This window comes from Curtobacterium sp. TC1, from assembly GCF_019844075.1.
In the GTDB taxonomy this organism is placed as follows: Bacteria; Actinomycetota; Actinomycetes; order Actinomycetales; family Microbacteriaceae; genus Curtobacterium.
This window is the reverse complement of the sequence record NZ_CP081964.1, coordinates 3654789-3672013: the sequence shown is the minus strand read 5'-3', so window position 1 is coordinate 3672013 and position 17225 is coordinate 3654789. Positions and strand designations below refer to the sequence as shown.

Annotated in this window: 14 protein-coding genes; 10 read left to right on the top strand and 4 right to left on the bottom strand. The window is 70.1% G+C overall.

All coding sequences use genetic code 11. The annotated features are described in order from the left end of the window. Entirely contained in the window at positions 1 to 501 is a 501-nt protein-coding gene (locus KZI27_RS18555) for a hypothetical protein (protein ID WP_222658766.1), read from the bottom strand. A 75-nt stretch (positions 502 to 576) separates the two neighbouring features. On the opposite strand from KZI27_RS18555, the gene KZI27_RS18550 reads away from it, so the two are divergent. Genes KZI27_RS18550 through guaA form a run of 5 tightly spaced genes read left to right on the top strand, consistent with a single transcriptional unit; the run spans position 577 to position 5381 of the window. Then, positions 577 to 1107 (top strand): cation:proton antiporter regulatory subunit, encoded by a 531-nt coding sequence (locus KZI27_RS18550; protein ID WP_071260110.1) that lies wholly within the window; start codon positions 577 to 579, stop codon positions 1105 to 1107. A 3-nt stretch (positions 1108 to 1110) separates the two neighbouring features. Next, positions 1111 to 2562 carry a cation:proton antiporter gene (locus KZI27_RS18545; RefSeq protein ID WP_222658765.1) on the top strand — a complete coding sequence of 484 codons (1452 nt, stop codon included), beginning with the start codon at positions 1111 to 1113 and terminating at the stop codon, positions 2560 to 2562. Between the two features lie 5 nt (positions 2563 to 2567). Continuing rightward, positions 2568 to 3347: an SURF1 family cytochrome oxidase biogenesis protein gene (locus KZI27_RS18540; RefSeq protein ID WP_222658764.1), complete on the top strand. Its 780-nt coding sequence runs from the start codon at positions 2568 to 2570 to the stop codon at positions 3345 to 3347. A gap of 10 nt (positions 3348 to 3357) precedes the next feature. Beyond that, the gene (locus tag KZI27_RS18535) at positions 3358 to 3804 is read left to right on the top strand and encodes a DUF3817 domain-containing protein (RefSeq protein WP_123311809.1); all 447 of its coding nucleotides are present in this window, start codon (positions 3358 to 3360) and stop codon (positions 3802 to 3804) included. Next, positions 3801 to 5381 carry a glutamine-hydrolyzing GMP synthase gene (guaA, locus tag KZI27_RS18530; RefSeq protein WP_123311811.1) on the top strand — a complete coding sequence of 527 codons (1581 nt, stop codon included), beginning with the start codon at positions 3801 to 3803 and terminating at the stop codon, positions 5379 to 5381. Before KZI27_RS18535 ends, guaA begins: the two co-directional genes overlap by 4 nt. A gap of 287 nt (positions 5382 to 5668) precedes the next feature. On the opposite strand, the gene KZI27_RS18525 is transcribed toward guaA, so the two are convergent. Together KZI27_RS18525 and KZI27_RS18520 are read right to left on the bottom strand one after the other, a co-directional pair. Further along, positions 5669 to 6532: a Bax inhibitor-1/YccA family protein gene (locus KZI27_RS18525; protein ID WP_222658763.1), complete on the bottom strand. Its 864-nt coding sequence runs from the start codon at positions 6530 to 6532 to the stop codon at positions 5669 to 5671. Positions 6533 to 6563: 31 nt separating this feature from the next. Continuing rightward, positions 6564 to 7559: a DUF817 domain-containing protein gene (locus tag KZI27_RS18520; RefSeq protein ID WP_222658762.1), complete on the bottom strand. Its 996-nt coding sequence runs from the start codon at positions 7557 to 7559 to the stop codon at positions 6564 to 6566. 106 nt (positions 7560 to 7665) lie between these two features. Between KZI27_RS18520 and KZI27_RS18515 the strand changes: the two genes are divergently transcribed. From KZI27_RS18515 to KZI27_RS18495, 5 genes are all read left to right on the top strand, one after another. Continuing rightward, entirely contained in the window at positions 7666 to 8676 is a 1011-nt protein-coding gene (locus KZI27_RS18515; protein WP_222658761.1) for a glycerophosphodiester phosphodiesterase family protein, read from the top strand. Positions 8677 to 8688: 12 nt separating this feature from the next. Beyond that, the gene (locus KZI27_RS18510) at positions 8689 to 11133 is read left to right on the top strand and encodes an ATP-dependent helicase (RefSeq protein WP_222658760.1); all 2445 of its coding nucleotides are present in this window, start codon (positions 8689 to 8691) and stop codon (positions 11131 to 11133) included. Between the two features lie 231 nt (positions 11134 to 11364). Further along, positions 11365 to 12723, top strand: coding sequence for a pyridoxal phosphate-dependent decarboxylase family protein (locus KZI27_RS18505; protein WP_222661492.1), 1359 nt, complete (start codon positions 11365 to 11367; stop codon positions 12721 to 12723). Beyond that, positions 12720 to 14093 carry a lysine N(6)-hydroxylase/L-ornithine N(5)-oxygenase family protein gene (locus KZI27_RS18500; RefSeq protein WP_222658759.1) on the top strand — a complete coding sequence of 458 codons (1374 nt, stop codon included), beginning with the start codon at positions 12720 to 12722 and terminating at the stop codon, positions 14091 to 14093. The genes KZI27_RS18505 and KZI27_RS18500 overlap by 4 nt, the downstream gene beginning before the upstream one ends. Further along, positions 14090 to 16465 carry a GNAT family N-acetyltransferase gene (locus KZI27_RS18495; protein WP_222658758.1) on the top strand — a complete coding sequence of 792 codons (2376 nt, stop codon included), beginning with the start codon at positions 14090 to 14092 and terminating at the stop codon, positions 16463 to 16465. Before KZI27_RS18500 ends, KZI27_RS18495 begins: the two co-directional genes overlap by 4 nt. A 113-nt stretch (positions 16466 to 16578) precedes the next feature. Here the strand turns inward: KZI27_RS18495 and KZI27_RS18490 are convergent, their stop codons facing one another. Then, complete coding sequence (locus tag KZI27_RS18490; RefSeq protein WP_222658757.1) at positions 16579 to 17214, bottom strand: pyridoxal 5'-phosphate synthase; 636 nt, start codon at positions 17212 to 17214, stop codon at positions 16579 to 16581. Between the last annotated feature and the right edge of the window lie 11 nt (positions 17215 to 17225).

Genomic DNA, 17225 nt, shown 5'->3' with positions numbered 1-17225 from the left:
TCAGGCGGCCAGCGTCCCCGCCACGGTGCGACCACGGCGTCGCTCGCCGACGACGAGCACGACCGGGATCGCGACCAGAGCCACGAGGCTGGTGCTGTAGAGGACACCGGCCCAGATGGTGTGGTCCTCGCCGCCGATGCCGTAGCCGTCGGCCACGTCCATCCCGAGCTGGAACCCGGAACCGAACACCTGGACGGCGCCGGCGGCCACGATCGCCAGCAGCCAGGCGGCGGCGACGTGCGCCGTCGTCCGCCGGACCAGCGTCACGATCAGGACGGTGACCGCCAACGCGATGCCGACTGCCGCGATGACGAGCACCGCCACGACGTCGGTCCGCACCTGGTACCCCTGCGCGTCGAGGTGGCCGTAGATCGCACCGAGCGACTGCCTGGGCACCGCGCCGAGCGGATCGAGCACGAGCGCGTTGAGCGCCAGCAACCCCGCGTACAGCGCGACGACCAGCGTCCCGACGACCCCGACGACGATCCGAGTGTTCCCCATCCACAGAACAGTAGCGACCGGAATGCGCCGGGCCGTGCGGTGGTTAGCATGGGAGTACTCGAAAAGGGAGCCATCATGGTCGACGTCCATCGCGTCAAACTCCCCGGAGTCGGCGTGCTGCACAGCTTCTACACCGACGACGGTGGCAAGTGCGGTGTCATCACGCACCGGTCGGGTCACTCCGACCTCATCTCGTTCGCCGACGTCTCCGACGGCGCGGACAAGTCCGAGAAGGTCTCGCTGCGCCTCAGCGAGGACGAGGCGCACACCCTCGCCGAACTCCTGGGCGGCACCCGGATCACCGAGGGCCTCGACAAGCTCGACGAGATCCCCGGCCTGTCCATCGACTGGTTCTCGGTCGACTACGACGACGCGATCGCCGGCAAGCCCCTCGGCGACCTGCACGACTCCGGCTTCATCGGCCTGACCGTCGTGGCCGTCGTCCGTGGCGACAGCGCCAACCCGGCACCCTCGCCGGACTTCGTCGTGTTCCCCGGGGACACCATCGTCGTCGCCGGCTCCCCCGAGAAGGTCGCCAAGGCCTTCTCCTTCTACCGCAGCGGAGAGCTTGCGGCCGCATCGGCCGAGGCCCCGCGGAAGAGCTAGGGCATGCACCTGGGCGGTGAACTGCTCACCATCGGTGTGCTGTTCGTCATCGCCTACGTGCTCGGGCGGCTCGGCAAGACCATCGGTCTGCCGGCGATCCCGATCTACATGGTCGTCGGGCTCATCGCGAGCCCGCACACTCCGTGGATCGGCCTGAACGTCGAGTCGCACACGATCGAGCTCATCGCGACGTTCGGGCTGATCCTGTTGCTGTTCAACCTCGGGTTGGAGTTCGACCAAGAGGAGTTCTACGGCAACGCCGGCAAACTCCTCGTGTCGGGCGGCACCTACGTCGTCATCAACATGGGTGTCGGCTTCGCCTTCGGGTTCTCGCTCGGCTGGGGCACCCGAGAAGCCCTGATCATCGCCGGCATGACGGCCACGTCGTCGAGCGCGATCGTGACGAAGCTCCTCATCGAGCTGCGACGGCTCGCGAACGACGAGACCCCGATGATCCTGGGCGTCACGGTCATCGAGGACGTCTTCATCGCCATCTACCTGGCGATCGTCTCCGTCGTGCTGTCCGGCGACACCAACGCCTGGGCCGTCGTGGGCAAGCTCGCGCTCGCGTTCGGCTTCCTGATCGTGATGTTCACGCTCGCCCGGTTCGCCGGCAAGTGGGTGTCGAAGATCTTCGCGACGCGTGACGACGAACTGTTCACGGTGTTGTTCTTCGGGCTCGCCGTCATGTTCGGCGGCATCGGCGACCTGCTCGGCGTGACCGACGCCATCGGCGCCTTCGTCATCGGCCTGCTCTGCGGCGCCACCCGGTACCGCGACCGCATCGAACAGCTCGCCCTGCCGATGCGTGACGTCTTCGCCGCGTTCTTCTTCGTGAACTTCGGGCTCGGTCTCGACCTGTCGACCTTCGGCGAGGTGCTCTGGCCGGTCCTCGGTGCGATCGGCATGACCGTCGTGCTGAACGCGGTCGCCGGGCAGATCGTCGCGCGCATGAACGGCTTCAACGTCCAGCAGGGGATCAACACCGCGGTCATCCTGGTGAACCGTGGCGAATTCGCGCTGATCCTCGCGACGCTCTCGGCTGCCGCCGGACTGGAGGCGCGGATCACCGCGTTCGCGGGCCTCTACGTCCTCGTCATGGCGATCCTCGGGCCGCTGCTCGCGGTGAACTCGGAGCGGATCGGCCGCCTCGTGGTGCGTCCCGCCCGCCTCGCCCGCCTGCGCGGGCGGCTCGGCGGTCGTCGTGCGGTCGCCGCGGCTGCCGCCGCCGAGGCCGCCGAGGCCGAGGCGGACGAAGCAGCGTCCGCCGCCGCGGCCCGCCGTGCCGAGCGGGACCGCCAGTTCGCGGAGGAGTTCGCGCTCGTGGAGGCCGCTGGCAGGGACGAGCAGGACAATGGGTCCCCGGAGGCGACCGACGAACCCGTCACGTCGCCCGTCGAGATCCCCACCGAGCGCCCCGAGCGTCCGGTCCGACAGCGCGATCCGGAGTACTGATACAGATGTGGGCCGTTGCCCGACGACCGAGGTGGATCGCGCTGCTGGTGCTGGCGCTCGTGCTGGCGGCGGTGTTCGCGGGGCTGGGCAAGTGGCAGCTCGAGCGGAGCATCGCCAACGGCAAACCGCTGCCGGCGACCACCGAGACCCGCAAGACGCTCGAGGCGATCACCGCTCCCGAAGAGCCCGCGAGCGAGACCATCGCCGGCCAGAAGGTCACCGTCACCGGCACCTTCGTCGCCGGCGACACCACGATCCTGACCGGCCGCACCGGGGGTGGGACGTACCAGACCGTGGGACACATGGTGGACTCGGATGGTGGGGCGAGCCTCCCGGTCGTCATCGGCTGGTCCGACCAGCGGTCAGCCGCCGTCGCCGGTGGTGACCGCCTGGCGGAAGGACAGACGATCACGGTGCAGGGCCGCTACTACCCGGCCGAGTCGCCCGACCAGGACACCTACAAGCAGGCGGAGTACTCCGCCGTGGCACCGGCGCGCTTCGTGAACACGTGGCAGGCCTTCGATGACCGGATGTACCTCGGGTACGTCGTCGCCGACGGTGCCACCGCGCAGGCCGCCGACCTCGGCACCATCGCCGACCGCGCGCCGTCGCGCGAGGTCCAGTTCGACTGGCTGAACCTGTTCTACGCGATCGAGTGGGTCGTCTTCGCCGGCTTCGCGGTGTTCCTCTGGTACCGGTTCGTGAAGGACGCCTGGGAGCGCGAGGAAGAGGAGCGGCGTGAGGCTGCCCTCAGCGTCGACGGGGCCCTCGCCGACCGACGGTAGGCTGGTCGTCATGGCCCTGACCGTCCGAACCCGCGACGTCCCGAAGATCCCGGGTGCGGTGAAGTGGTACCGCGTCTCCGCGTACATCACCGGTGTGCTGCTGCTGGCCCTCGTGATCGAGGTCATCATCAAGTACACGCCGCTCCAGCTCGAGATGCAGCTCGGCAACGGCCCGTTCTTCGTGCCGAACGGCACGGCCGGCGAAGCACCCGGCACGTTCAACCTGTCGATCGCGATCCTCATCGCGCACGGCTGGCTGTACGTCCTCTACCTCTTCACGGACTTCCGTCTGTGGAGCATCATGCGCTGGAGGCCCTCCCGCTTCCTGCTCATCGCCCTCGGTGGCATCATCCCGTTCATGTCCTTCGTGGTCGAACACCGCATGCAGCAGAAGGCCATGGACACCTACCACGAGCTGATCGCTGCCCAGCAGCGTGAGAAGGAGGCCGCTCGGTGAGCGAGACCGAACAGCGTCCCGTCCTGGTCGTCGACTTCGGGGCCCAGTACGCGCAGCTCATCGCGCGTCGGGTCCGTGAAGCGAACGTCTACAGCGAGATCGTCCCGCACGACATCACCGCGGACGAGATCCGCGCCAAGGACCCGGCAGCCATCGTGCTGTCCGGTGGTCCGTCGTCCGTCTACGAGGACGGTGCCCCGTCACTCGACGGCGACATCCTCGAGCTCGGTGTCCCCGTGCTCGGCATCTGCTACGGCTTCCAGGCCATGGCGACCGCCCTCGGTGGCGAGGTGGCGAACACCGGCCTGCGCGAGTACGGCGCCACGTCCGTCGACGTCAGCGGGACCGACAGCGTCCTGCTCGGTGGGCAGCCCGTGTCCCAGGTCACGTGGATGTCGCACGGCGACTCCGTGGCGAAGGCACCCGAGGGCTTCGAGGTCCTCGCATCGAGCGCCTCGACCCCCGTTGCCGCCTTCGCCTCCGACGAGCGCAAGCTCTACGGCGTGCAGTGGCACCCCGAGGTGAAGCACTCCGAGCACGGCCAGGCCGTCCTCGAGAACTTCCTGCACCGCGCCGCCGGGCTGCCCGGTGACTGGAACTCGAGCAACGTCATCGACGAGCAGGTCGCCCGGATCCAGGCCCAGGTCGGGTCGAACCGCGTCATCGCCGGCCTGTCCGGTGGTGTCGACTCCGCCGTCGCCGCAGCCATCGTGCACAAGGCCGTCGGAGACCAGCTCACCTGCGTCTTCGTCGACCACGGGCTGCTCCGCGCCGACGAGCGCAAGCAGGTGGAAGAGGACTACGTCGCCTCCACCGGGGTCCGGCTCATCACGATCGACGCCGAGCAGCAGTTCCTCGACGCCCTCGCCGGCGTCAGCGACCCCGAGCAGAAGCGCAAGATCATCGGGCGCGAGTTCATCCGGACGTTCGAGGCCGCGGCCGAGGCGCTGGTGCTCGAGGCCCAGGCTTCCGACTCTGACGCTGAGGTCAAGTTCCTCGTGCAGGGCACGCTCTACCCCGACGTCGTCGAGTCCGGCGGCGGAGCCGGTACCGCGAATATCAAGTCGCACCACAACGTGGGTGGCCTGCCCGAGGACATGACCTTCGAGCTCGTCGAGCCGCTCCGTGCGCTCTTCAAGGACGAGGTCCGTGCCGTCGGTCGCGAGCTCGGTCTGCCCGAGGTCATCGTCGGCCGCCAGCCGTTCCCCGGACCGGGGCTCGGCATCCGCATCGTCGGTTCGGTCGACAAGCAGCGGCTCGAGCTGCTCCGCGCGGCCGACAAGATCGCGCGCGAGGAACTCACCGCGGCCGGCCTCGACGGGGAGATCTGGCAGTGCCCGGTCGTCCTGCTCGCCGACGTCCGCTCCGTGGGTGTCCAGGGTGACGGTCGCACGTACGGGCACCCGATCGTGCTCCGTCCGGTCTCGTCGGAGGACGCCATGACCGCCGACTGGACGCGCCTGCCGTACGACGTGCTCGCGAAGATCTCGAACCGCATCACGAACGAGGTGCCCGACGTCAACCGGGTCGTGCTCGACGTCACGTCGAAGCCGCCGGGGACGATCGAGTGGGAGTGACGCTCCCCTGAACGACCGGAGGCCCGGCACGCACTGCGTGCCGGGCCTCCGCGCTTCCGGGCACGCGTCGGGGCGCGCGTCGGGCTTCCCCGAGGTTCCGAAATCTCGGCATCTCGCGCCTCCTCCGGGGTACCCGTGGAACCTCGGCGTCGCACCGGCGGCGTGTTGTGGAACCTCGGCGCCTCGGGCACGGCGAGTCACCACAACCCCACAGCCCCACAGCCCCACTGATCCGGGAACGACGAAGGGCCCCGGCAGCGCCGGGGCCCTTCGTGGACGCGGTGGGACTAGTTGCGCGCGCTGCTCGCGATGATCGCGAGGATGCGCAGGATCTCGAGGTAGAGCCAGACGAGCGTCACGATGAGGCCGAACGCCGCGGTCCACGCGTAGATCCGGGGAGCGCCGCGCTGGACACCGGTCTGGATCTGGTCGAAGTCGAGGATCAGCGAGTACGCCGCCATGACGACGACGAAGATGCCGATGAGGACGCCGAGCGGGATGCCGAAGAGCGTGATCCCGAGGGCACCGAACGCGGTGTTCGTCACGCCGGTCCACATCAGGACCAGGTTCACGAGCGAGAACGCCATGTACCCGACCATCGCGATCAGGAAGAAGCGCGTGGCCTTGGGCGTCGCACGGACCTTGCCGGAGGCGAACAGCGCGAGCGTGATGCCGAAGACCGCCAGCGTGCCGAACACCGCCTGCGTGACGATGCCGCCCCACATCGAGTTGTACGCGCCGGAGATGCCACCCACGAACAGCCCCTGGGCGAACGAGTACGCCAGGACCAGGCCGGGTGACGGCTTCTTCTTGAACATGTTCACGAGCGCCAGGACGAAGCCGACGATCGCGCCGATGATCCAGACGATCGGGGGTAGGTTCCAACCGGCCACCGCACCGACGAGCAGCACGCCGAAGGCGAGCAGCGTCTTGACGATGGTGTCCTCGTACGACATGCGGTCGGTGTCGACCGTCGATGCCGCCGGGCGGTCGTACATGTACTGCAGCTGCTCGGGGGTCATCCCGCCCTGTGCCTGCTGCGGGGTCTGTCCCCAGCCGGCCTGCTGCTGACCAGCGCCGCGCCCGCCCCCGGTGTTGGGTCCCTGGGCGTTGAAGGCGGGGGACTGGTCGAAACCGGGCTTGAAGGCCATGGTGTCCTCTTCCTCGGAGATATGAGTCCTCTCAGCCTAGGTGCGCTCGGTCGCGGAAGGCTGAGGATTCGCGGCGAGCGGACACGGGCCCGGGGGCCCTGACGACGGGCAGCCTATGGGCGCCCGCTGCACGCACGCCTCGAAGACGTCGAGAGTCCGCCGTCGAGCGGGCCGACCCCCATGGCACCACCGGGTACAGCCAGGTCACGAGCGCGACCGAGATCGTCATGAGCAGGAACCAGGCGACGATCTTGGTCGGGGCAACCGGCTGCCACAGGGTGAGCTGCGCGGGGTAGCTCCACGCTCCGGCCCAGGTCGCGACGTTCTCGGCGAACCAGATGACCACGGCGACGAGTCCCATCGCCACGAGCACCGGCATGCGCACCGTCGCCCGGTGGATCCGGACGTGCATGGTCGTGCGGGCGAAGAGCAGCACGACGAGCGCGAGCAGGACCCAACGGGCGTCGGGCAGGAAGTGGTGCCCGAAGAAGTTCAGGTACACGCCGGCAGCGACGACGGCGAGCAGCCACTGCCGGGGGTACCGGTCGAACCGCAGGTCGAACAGGCGGTGCACACGGACCATGTACGACCCGACCGCGCCGTACATGAACCCGGAGAACAGCGGGACCCCGGCGATCACGAACAGCCCGCCGGGTTCGTACGACCACGAGCCCATGTGCGTCTTGAAGACCTCCATGGCGGTGCCGACTACGTGGAAGAGCAGGACGACCCGGAGTTCCCGCACGGTCTCGAGCCCGAACACGAGCATGCCGAGCTGCAGCAGCACCGCCACGACGGTCAGCGCGTCGTTCCGGAAGGCGACGGGCACGGTCAGGTGCACCACGGCCATGGAGCCGAGCAGCAGCGCCCCGAACGCGCACGCCCACGCCTGCTTCGCGCCGAACACCAGGAAATCGGTGACGAACAGCCGGACGGGCCGGTGCGGCTGGTGCCCGGCGTCGAGCAGTCGGCGGGCGGCACGGTCGATCCGGGCCTCGACGGCGGTGGAGAGCGATCGGACGGTCATGCAGTGATGGTCAGCGCCGATCCTGAGATGCACGGGCTCCGGCCGGGCGCGTGTGTCCCGCGACACAGGACGGTCCGCCGTCACCCTGTCCCAGTAGGGTCGCGCCATGACCCTCGTGATCGCCCACCGCGGTGCGTCCGGCTACCGCCCCGAGCACTCGCGGAGCGCGTACGAACTCGCCATCGAGCTCGGTGCCGACGCGATCGAGCCGGACCTGGTGCCCACGAAGGACGGCGTGCTCGTGCTCCGCCACGAGAACGAGGTGTCCGGCACCACCGACGTCGCGGACCACCCGGAGTTCCGGCACCTGCGCACGACGAAGACCGTCGACGGCCAGAGCCTGTCCGGCTGGTTCACCGAGGACTTCACCTGGGCCGAGCTGCAGACGCTCCGCACCCGGGAACGTCTGCCCGCCCTGCGGCCCGGGTCGGCCGAGCACGACGGCGAGGAGCCGATCCTGCGCCTCGAGGACCTGCTCGCGATCCTCGACGCCGCGCCTCGTCCGGTCGGGCTGGTCGCCGAGGTCAAGCACGCGGCGTTCTTCGACCGCGCGGGCTTCCCGATGGGCGAACTCGTCGACCGCACGCTCGGTGACGCCGGGTGGCGCCGGGACGAGCGGCTCACGGTCGAGAGCTTCGAGAAAGGCGTGCTCCGCGAGCTGCGCGAGCGGCACACGGGTGGTCGGCTGGTGTACCTCCAGGAGGCCCGTGGCAGCGCCGCCGACGAGGTCGCGTCCCACGGATCGCTGGCTCCCACCTACGCCGCGGAGCGTTCCGAGGACGCCCTCGCGGCCTTCGCGACCGAGTTCCACGGCATCAGCGTCGACCTCGGCACGCTGATGGCCGGGGTGGACAGCGTCGCGCTCGAGGACCCGACGCCGGTGCGGAGCGCGCTCGTCGACCGTGCCCATGCGGCGGGGCTCGCCGTCTACACGTGGACCCTCCGGCCGGAGAACCGGTTCCTGCCCGGGCCGTTGCGCCGGGGCGGGGACGTCGCGGCCTTCGGGGACTGGGAGCGCTGGTACACCTCGGTGATCCGGACCGGTCTCGACGGGGTGTTCGCGGACCACACCGACCTGGCGGTCCTCGCCCGGTCGGCTGTCGGGGGTCCCGCTTAGACTGTCCCGAACATGACGATCGTGCTCGACCCCTTCGAATCGACGCCCGAGCCGGGCGCCGGTGCCCGTGCGTACGAAGACCCGTTCACCGCGGGCCTGAACCCCCAGCAGAAGGAAGCCGTCGAGTACCGCGGCGAGTCCCTGCTGATCGTGGCCGGCGCCGGGTCCGGCAAGACGAGCGTCCTCACGCGCCGCATCGCGCTGCTGCTCGCCAACCGTGAAGCCTGGCCGTCGCAGATCCTCGCGATCACCTTCACGAACAAGGCCGCGGCCGAGATGCGCGAGCGTGTCCGGGCGCTGGTCGGCGGCGAGTCCGACGGCATGTGGATCTCGACGTTCCACTCGGCGTGCGTGCGCATCCTCCGGCGCGAGGCCGAGCGGTTCGGGTTCGCGCAGTCGTTCACGATCTACGACTCCGCCGACTCCAAGGCCCTGCTGAAGCGGATCATCAAGGACCTCGAGGCGGACACGCTCGGGCTCACCGTGGGCGCAGCGGCGTCGAAGATCTCGAAGCTCAAGAACGAGCTGCAGGACATCGACTCCTACGCGCGCAACATCAACGTGAACGACCCGCAGGAAGTCATGTTCACCGAGGTCTTCCGTCGGTACACGAACGACCTGCGCCGGGCGAACGCCTTCGACTTCGACGACCTCATCGGCCAGACCGTCTTCCTGTTCCGGGCCTTCCCCGAGGTCGCTGCGCTGTACCAGCGGCGCTTCCGCTTCATCCTGGTCGACGAGTACCAGGACACGAACCACGCGCAGTACTCACTGATCCGCGAGCTCACGCGTCCGGTGCCGGTCGAGCAGGTCGACAAGCTCGAGGACTCCGGCCAGCACGTCGCCCGCATGCGCGAGCGCGACGGCTCGATCGCCGGGGCGTCCCTGACCGTCGTCGGTGACTCGGACCAGTCCATCTACGCGTTCCGTGGGGCCGACATCCGCAACATCGTCGAGTTCGAGCGCGACTTCCCGAACTCCAAGGTGATCCTGCTCGAGCAGAACTACCGGTCGACGCAGACCATCCTCGACGCGGCGAACGCCGTCATCGCGAACAACTTCGACCGTCAGGCGAAGAACCTGTTCACCGACGTCGGCGCTGGCGAGAAGATCGTCGGCTTCACCGGGTACACCGGCCACGACGAGGCACAGTTCGTCGCCGACGAGATCCAGCGCCTGCGCGAGGACGGCATGGACTACCGCGACATGGCGGTGTTCTACCGGACGAACTCGCAGACCCGTGCGCTCGAGGAGATCTTCATCCGCGCCGCCATCCCGTACCGGGTGCTCGGCGGCACGAAGTTCTACGAGCGTGCCGAGATCAAGGACGCCATGGCGTACCTGATCACCGTCGCGAACCCGGCGGACCCGATGGCGCTCCGTCGGGTGCTCAACGTGCCGAAGCGCGGCATCGGCTCCGTCACCGAGACGACCCTGCAGCGCTACGCCGACGAGCACGAGACCACGATGCGCGATGCCCTGCGGCACGCCGACGAGCTCGGCTTCGGCCCGAAGGTCCGCAACGCCATCACGGCGTTCGCCGCGCTGCTCGACTCCGTGTCCGAGAAGGCCCAGACCCAGCCGGTCGTCGACACCCTGACGCAGTTGCTCGACGGCTCCGGCCTGCTCGAGAACCTGCGGAAGTCGCCCGACGCGCAGGACGCCGCCCGCGCCGACAACATCGACGAGCTCGTGGCGGTGACGCGCGAGTTCCAGAAGAACAACCCCGAGGGCACGCTGACGGACTTCCTGACCGAGGTCTCGTTGGTGGCTGCGGCGGACGAGCTCGACGACTCGTCGGGCACGGTGTCGCTCATGACGCTGCACACGGCCAAGGGTCTGGAGTACGAGGCCGTGTTCCTGACCGGGGTCGAGGAAGACCTGCTGCCGCACCGGATGTCCGCGAACGAGCCGGGTGGCCCCTCCGAGGAACGCCGCCTGTTCTACGTCGGCATCACCCGCGCGAAGAAGGTCCTGTTCCTGTCGCTGGCGATGACGCGCGCGCAGTTCGGCGACGTCAACGTCGCGATGCCGTCGCGCTTCCTGCAGGAGATCCCCGAGGGGCTCATCGAGTGGAAGCAGTCGCCGGGCATGGCGAACAGCCGTGGCGGCACGCAGCCTCGTGCGCTGAACGCCAAGCGCGAGGGTGGCATCGGCGGTGGCGGCGGCGGTGGGTACCGCGGTGGCGGCGGTTGGGGCGGTGGCTCGTACGACCGTGCGGCAGCCGCGTCGAAGACCCGCCCGAAGACCGAGTGGGCGAACCGGGTGTCCGGCCAGGTCCGTGACAACGGGGACATGGAACTCGTCGCCGGTGACCGCATCACGCACGTCGACTTCGGTGAGGGCACGGTGTCCGCGGTGACCGGCCAGGGCGCGAAGCGCATCGCGGAGATCGCGTTCGACTCCGCCGGTCGCAAGAAGCTGCTCATCAAGATCGCTCCGATCGAGAAGCTCTAGCCAGAGCTGGCTGAACGTCCGTACACCCCGCCGGTTCCCCGGCGGGGTGCGTTCGTCGTGGGCACGAGGGCGTCGCGCCACGCCCGAGACCTGAGAGTCCACCCCTGTTCGGGTGACACCGAAAACAAGGTGAGGTTAGCCTTACCTAACGTGACAGCTCTCAATCAGACAGCCCCCATCGAGATCCTGACCGCGGCCACCGCCGAGCGCTACCGATCGACGGTCGGGTCGATGGTCGACCGGCTCGCCGACCGCTTCGCCACCGTGGACCGCCCGACGACCGCGACCGACCCGGGTGCGCTCCACGACCGGGTGCGCGCCGTCGACCTGGACGCCGCCCCGGTCGGGACGGAGCAGGCGCTCGCCGAACTCGACGACCTGTTCGTCCGCGAGGCGGTGTGGTTCCACGACCCCGGCTACCTCGCGCACCTGAACTGCCCGGTCGCGCTCCCAGCGGTCGCCGCCGAGTCCGTCCTCGCGGCGGTGAACCCGTCGGTCGACACCTGGGACCAGTCCCGCATCGGCACCGACATCGAACGCCACGTGGTCGACTGGCTGGCCCGCAGGGCTGGGTTCGCTGCCGGTGACGGAGTGTTCACCTCGGGTGGCTCGCAGTCCAACCTGCAGGCGCTGCTGCTGGCACGCGAAGCCGTCGGCGTCGCCGGCACCGTGTTCACGACGGCGGAGACCCACTTCAGCATCGCGAAGTCCGCTCGGCTCCTCGGGCTCGAGGCCGTGGTCGACGTCGCCACGGACTCCGCCGGTCGGATGCGGCCGGCAGCCCTCGCCGAGGCGATCGCCCTGACCCGGGCGGCGGGCGGGACCCCGATCGCGGTCGTCGCGACCGCCGGTACCACCGACCGCGGGGTCATCGACCCGATCGAGCCGATCGCCGACGTGTGCGACCTCGAGGACGTCTGGCTGCACGTCGACGCCGCATACGGCTGCGGACTGCTCGTGTCCCCGACGCGTCGGCACCTGCTCGCCGGCATCGAGCGGGCGCGCAGCGTGACGACCGACCTGCACAAGTCCTTCTTCCAGCCGGTGTCCTCGAGCGCACTGCTCGTCCGCGACCCGGCCGACCTGCGCCGGACGGCCTGGTACGCCGACTACCTGAACCCCGAGGACGCCGCCGAGCCGAACCAGGTCGACAAGTCGCTGCAGACCACCCGTCGCTTCGACGCCCTGAAGCTCTGGGCCACCCTGCGCGCGACCGGCGCCGACGCGATCGGCACCGCGTTCGACGCCGTCATCGACCTCGCCGCCGCCACCCACCGGATCGTCGAGGAGCACCCCGACCTGGTGCTCGTCGCCCCGACGCAGCTCAGCACCGTGCTGTTCCGCTGGCAGCCGGCCGGGGTGACCGACGAGCAGGCCGACGCGCTCGTCGCCCCGATCCGCGCAGCCCTGCTCGCCGAGGGCCGGGTCCTCATCGCGAAGACCGTGATCGACGGCCGCCCGTGCAACAAGCTCACCCTGCTCAACCCCGAGACGACCCCGGCGCAGATGCGTGCCTCGCTCGACCACGTCGCCGCGACGGCAGCACGGGTCCGCGCGACCACCACCGCCCCGGAAGGAGCAACGCGATGACCACCGACCGCACCGTGCACGACCTGATCGGCATCGGCATCGGCCCGTTCAACCTCGGCCTCGCCTGCCTGACCGACCCGCTCGACGACCTCGACGCGGTGTTCCTCGACGGCGCCGACGGCTTCGCCTGGCACCACGGCATGATGCTCGACGACGCCACGATCCAGGTGCCGTTCATGGCGGACCTGGTGACGATGGCGGATCCGACGTCGCCGTTCTCGTTCCTGGCGTGGCTCAAGGAGACCGGCCGCCTGTACCCGTTCTACATCCGTGAGGACTTCCACCCCCTGCGCAGCGAGTACGACGCCTACTGCCGCTGGGCCGCCGATCAGCTCGACACCCTCCGCTGGGGTCGGTCCGTCACGGCGGTCGTGCACGACCCGACGACGGACGTGTTCACGGTGCACGCCGAGACCGATCAGGGTCCCGAGACGTACCGCGCACGCCACGTCGTCGTCGGCATCGGCACGGAGCCGTCGGTCCCTGCCCCGCTGCGCGAGATCGCCGGGCCGGCGATCCACTCCGCCGAGTTCCTGCCGAACCGGGACGCCCTGCGCGACGCCGGGTCGATCGCCGTCGTCGGCAGCGGGCAGTCCGCCGCCGAGGTCTACCGCGAACTGCTCGAGGACATCCGGCAGGACGGCTACCGCCTCGACTGGATCACCCGGTCGCCGCGGTTCTTCCCGATGGAGGACACGAAGCTCACCCTCGAGATGACGAGTCCGGAGTACACGGACCACTTCCATGCGCTACCCGAAGCCGTCCGCGACCACCTCGGGCGCGAGCAGCGCGGGCTCTACAAGGGCATCAGTGCCGACCTCGTCGACGAGCTCTACGACCAGCTGTACCGGATCAGCGCACGTGGCCCGATCCCGACGAGCCTGCGCACCGAGACCAGCGTCGTCGACGCGGAGTGGCTCGCCGACCGGGGCACGTACCGGCTGACACTCCGCCACGAGCAGCTCGGCGAGACCTACGAGCACGAGGTCGAACGGCTCGTCCTCGCCACCGGTTACCGACCACGGGCGCCGCGGTTCCTCGACCCGGTCGAGCACCTCGTCGCCCGCGACTCCCAGGGTCGCCTGGCCGTCGCGCGCGACCACCACGCCGACACCCTCGGCGGGCGCATCTGGGTGCAGAACGCCGAGGAGCACACGCACGGCCTGACCGCGCCCGACCTCGGCATGGGCGCGTGGCGGAACGCGTCGATCATCCGGTCCGTCACGGGTCGCCCCGTGTACGGCCTGGAGGCCCGGATCGCCTTCCAGGAGTTCGGCCTGCCCGACACGGACCAGTCGACGGCCCCGGTCGCCGGTGCGCACCGCGCGCCGGACCGGCAGGTCACCGAGCGCGCGGAGGTGCCCGCATGAGCGCCGATGTGACGAGCACTGCACCGGCCGGTGCGCCCGAGGCGACGGTGTCCACCGGAGCCGCTCCGGGCCTCCTGACCGTCGAACCCGTGGACCCGGACCGCGACGCCGCCGTCGTCCAGTCGTGGCTCGCCCACCCCGCGTCGTCGTGGTGGGAGATGGGCGACCTCGACGTGGACGGCGTCCGGGACTACCTGACCGGCGTGCAGGCGGACCCGGCGCAGGCCGCGTGGCTCGGCCGCCGCGACCGCGAACCGTGCTTCCTGGCCGAGACCTACGACCCCTCGGCCGTCCTGCTCACCGACGTGTGGGCGGCGGAGCCCGGCGACGTCGGCATGCACCTGCTCGTCGCGCCGGTGCCGGCCGGGGGCCGCGTGCACGGACTGACGAGCGCCGTGATGCGCGCCGTCGTCGAGCACTGCCGCGACGCCCTCGGGGCACGTCGGATCGTCGTCGAACCGGACGTGCGGAACACCGCGGTGCAGGCGAAGAACGCCGAGGTCGGGTTCCGCGCGTTGCGAGCGGTCGACGTCGACGGCAAGCGGGCGCTGTTGTCGGTCCTCGAGACCGACCGCATCGGTGTGTCCGACGTCGACGGGCCGGCCGCGCACCTGCGGCCCGAGCACCTGGAACCCGCTGAGCGGCACCTCGTCGCGAAGGCCATCGCGGAGTTCACGCACGAGCGGCTGATCGCGCCCACGCAGGACGGCGACGGCTGGCGGTTGGACGCGGGTGACTCCACCTACCGGTTCCGAGCGCGGCAGCACGTGCTCGAGCACTGGTCGATCGACGAGGCCTCGCTCACGCGGACCCGCGGCGGTGCCCCGGTCGCGCTCAGCGCCCAGGACCTCGTACTCGAACTGCGCGACGTGCTCGGGATCCCGGACGAGCTGCTCGGCACGTACCTGGAGGAGATCGCCTCGACCCTGGCGAGCGCCGCCGCGAAGCACCGGCGGGGTGGGCCCTCGGCCGCGCAGTTGGCGCGCGGGCGGTCCGACGGCGGCGTCGCCGGCGTCACCGCGTCCTTCCAGGACGTCGAGTCGGCGATGACCGAAGGGCACCCGGCCTTCGTCGCCGCGAACGGGCGGATCGGGTTCGGGCTCGACGAGTACCGGGCCTTCGCGCCGGAGTCCGGCGGCCGGTTCCGCTACCGGTGGCTCGCCGCCCGACGCTCGCACACGCACCTGGCACTCGCCGCCGACCGGACCGAGCAGGCGCACTGGGAGTCGGAGCTCTCCGAGACGGTCGTGGCCGGGTTCCGCTCCACGCTGGAGCGTCGCGGGCTCGACCCCGACGACTACGTGTGGCTCCCCGTGCACCCCTGGCAGTGGCAGCACCGCATCGCCGTGACCTTCGCGCCCGACCTGGGACGCCAGGACCTGGTCGACCTCGGCGAGGGGCCGGACGAGTACCAGCCGCAGCAGTCCATCCGCACCGCGTTCAACCGAACCGATCCGACGCGCTCGTACGTGAAGACGGCGCTCGCCGTGCAGAACATGGGCTTCCTGCGGGGGATGTCGCCCGCGTACATGCGGAACACCCCGGCCGTGAACGACTGGGTCGCGTCGATCGTCTCCGCGGACCCGACACTCGCGTCCGTCGGGTTCTCGGTGCTCCGGGAGCACGCCGCCATCGGGTACACCGGCGACGCGTACCACCGGGTCGACGTGTCCTCGCCGCAGCGGAAGATGCTCGCGGCACTGTGGCGGGAGAGCCCGCTGCCGCGGGTGACGGACGGCGAGCGACTGCTGACGATGGCGGCGCTGCTGCACCGAGATGCCTCGGGCGACGCCGTCGTCTCCGCGCTGATCGAGGCGTCGGGGCTACCCGCCGACGCGTGGGTGCGGCGCTGGCTCGACGCGTACCTGCTGCCCGTCGTGCACTGCCTGACCGTGCACGACCTGGTGTTCATGCCGCACGGCGAGAACCTCGTGCTCGTCGTGCGCGACGGCGCCGTCGTCCGTGCCGTGATGAAGGACATCGGGGAAGAGGCGGCGGTGCTCGGGCGGCACGACGACCGCCCGGTGCCGGCCGACATCGACCGGATCGTGCACCCGGTGTCCGACGACGAAGCAGCGCTCGCCGTGTTCACCGACGTGTTCGACGGGGTGCTGCGGTTCGTCGCCGCGATCCTCGACGACGACGGGGTCCTGCCCGAGGGCCGGTTCTGGGAGGTCGTGGGGGAGTGCATCGACGCGCACGCCGCTGCACACCCGGACCGCCGCCGACCGTTGGACCTGCGGGTACCGACGTTCGAGCACTCGTGTCTGAACCGGTTGCAGCTACGGAACACCCTGTCGATGGTCGACCTGGCGGACCAATCGGCGTCGCTCATCCGGGCGGGGGCGATGGCGAACCCGATCGGGCGGTAGGCCGGTTCCGCTCCCACTCGCACAACCAAAGTGCACTCGCGCCGCGGAATCCCGCGGTTCGAGTGCACTTTGGTTGTGCGGGGTGCGGGGTGCGGGGCGCGGGGCCGACTCGACTACGGCTGCAGGCGGGTGGCCGACCAGACGCCCTCGGCGAGCACGTACTGCAGGCGGCGGTGCATCCGGTCGCGACTGCCGTGCCAGAACTCCACGACGTCGGGCTCGAGCCGCCACGCCACCCACCCAGCCGGCCGTGGAACGGCGTCGTCGGACTCGTCGAGCAGCACGTTCGCGTCGTCGATCAGGTCCTGCAGCGTCCGCGGTTCGAGCACGGCGGACTGGTCAGCGATGGCGGTGGCCGCACGGGACTTCGGTGAGCGGTCGGCGAACAGCGCGTCTGATTCGTCGTCGGACAGCTGCACCGCCCGGCCCTCGAACCGGAGCTGCTGCATCGTCTCGCGCCAGTAGACCTGCAGCGCCGCGTGTGGGTTCTCGGCGAGCTGACGACCCTTCGGGCTGAGCGTCGATGTGCCGAACACGAGCCCGCGGTCGTCGAGTCGCTTCACGTCGACCGTGCGGGCGGACACTCGACCGTCCGCCCCGGCCGTGGCGAGGGTCATCGACATCGGCTCGGAGACGTCGCGCTCGTCCGCAGCGTCGAGCCATTGCTGCGCGAGGTCGAGCGGTGACGCCGGGGGTGCATCGAACTCGGGCAGGTGCAGGGAGTCGTCACCGGACAGGGAGGAGGACATGCGTCCACCCA

Coding starts and splice junctions, on each gene's coding strand:
- KZI27_RS18555 (WP_222658766.1), bottom strand. CDS start 501: ATGGGGAACACTCGGATCGTCGTCGGGGTCGTCGGGACGCTGGTCGTC.
- KZI27_RS18550 (WP_071260110.1), top strand. CDS start 577: ATGGTCGACGTCCATCGCGTCAAACTCCCCGGAGTCGGCGTGCTGCAC.
- KZI27_RS18545 (WP_222658765.1), top strand. CDS start 1,111: ATGCACCTGGGCGGTGAACTGCTCACCATCGGTGTGCTGTTCGTCATC.
- KZI27_RS18540 (WP_222658764.1), top strand. CDS start 2,568: ATGTGGGCCGTTGCCCGACGACCGAGGTGGATCGCGCTGCTGGTGCTG.
- KZI27_RS18535 (WP_123311809.1), top strand. CDS start 3,358: ATGGCCCTGACCGTCCGAACCCGCGACGTCCCGAAGATCCCGGGTGCG.
- KZI27_RS18525 (WP_222658763.1), bottom strand. CDS start 6,532: ATGGCCTTCAAGCCCGGTTTCGACCAGTCCCCCGCCTTCAACGCCCAG.
- KZI27_RS18520 (WP_222658762.1), bottom strand. CDS start 7,559: ATGACCGTCCGATCGCTCTCCACCGCCGTCGAGGCCCGGATCGACCGT.
- KZI27_RS18515 (WP_222658761.1), top strand. CDS start 7,666: ATGACCCTCGTGATCGCCCACCGCGGTGCGTCCGGCTACCGCCCCGAG.
- KZI27_RS18510 (WP_222658760.1), top strand. CDS start 8,689: ATGACGATCGTGCTCGACCCCTTCGAATCGACGCCCGAGCCGGGCGCC.
- KZI27_RS18505 (WP_222661492.1), top strand. CDS start 11,365: ATGGTCGACCGGCTCGCCGACCGCTTCGCCACCGTGGACCGCCCGACG.
- KZI27_RS18500 (WP_222658759.1), top strand. CDS start 12,720: ATGACCACCGACCGCACCGTGCACGACCTGATCGGCATCGGCATCGGC.
- KZI27_RS18495 (WP_222658758.1), top strand. CDS start 14,090: ATGAGCGCCGATGTGACGAGCACTGCACCGGCCGGTGCGCCCGAGGCG.
- KZI27_RS18490 (WP_222658757.1), bottom strand. CDS start 17,214: ATGTCCTCCTCCCTGTCCGGTGACGACTCCCTGCACCTGCCCGAGTTC.